1 protein-coding gene is annotated in these 723 nt (G+C 52.7%); it reads left to right on the top strand.

Annotation, left to right across the window (positions count from 1 at the left end; translation table 11 throughout):
- Positions 1 to 485: apolipoprotein A-IV repeat region-like domain-containing protein (locus tag H4O21_RS23995; protein ID WP_182812370.1), on the top strand; the 485-nt coding region annotated here is incomplete at its 5' end.
- Positions 486 to 723 lie beyond the last annotated feature (238 nt).

The raw sequence follows: 723 nt of genomic DNA, 5'->3' as shown, positions 1-723 counted from the left end.
GTACCTCCATCGTAGCTGATATTGATGCCCTGAAGACCGACCTCGAGCCCAAGCGTGCTGCCCTGAAGGAGGTCATCGACAAGCACATCGCTGAGTACCGCGCCCAGATGGACCCCATCATCGCCGAGTACACCGCCAAGCACACACAGGACATGGAAGCCCTGAGGGTCAAGCTGGAGCCCATTGTGGAGCAGCTGCGCACCAAGGTGGCCACCAACATCGAGGAGACCAAGACCGCCATGCTGCCCATTCTGGAATCAGTGCGCAACAAGCTCTCCGAGCGTATGGAGCAGCTGAAGGAGATGGCTAAACCCTACGTCAATGAGTACAAGGAAATGCTGAAGCAGTCCTACGAGCAGGCCCAGACCATCAACGCCGATGAGATCTCTGCCCTGAGGGAGAAGATCACACCTTTAGCTCAGGAGATCAAGGCTAAGCTTGAATCCATCTTCGCGGCCGTCCTCGCCACCGTGAACAAGAGCTAAATCCACCCAATACCCCATTCCTGTAACTAACCTCACCTACCTGTCAAGTCCTAGATCCATTCCACCTATTTTTCTCCATTCCTTCTTTCCTCACATGTGCAACCAGCTCCCTAAACGAAGCCAATGCCTAAGTGATGCACTTCTTTGCAACAAAATGGCAGGACTCTTGCTCTCTCTCTTCAATGCAGAACACCTTATTTCATGCACACTTGCTCAAACACAGGCAAACAAAGACAGA

The sequence above is a fragment of the Oceanospirillum sediminis genome (assembly GCF_014164585.1).
GTDB lineage: Bacteria > Pseudomonadota > Gammaproteobacteria > Pseudomonadales > Halomonadaceae > Oceanospirillum > Oceanospirillum sediminis.
The sequence above is the reverse complement of the archived record's forward strand: the minus strand, read 5'-3'. Positions and strand labels throughout refer to the sequence as shown.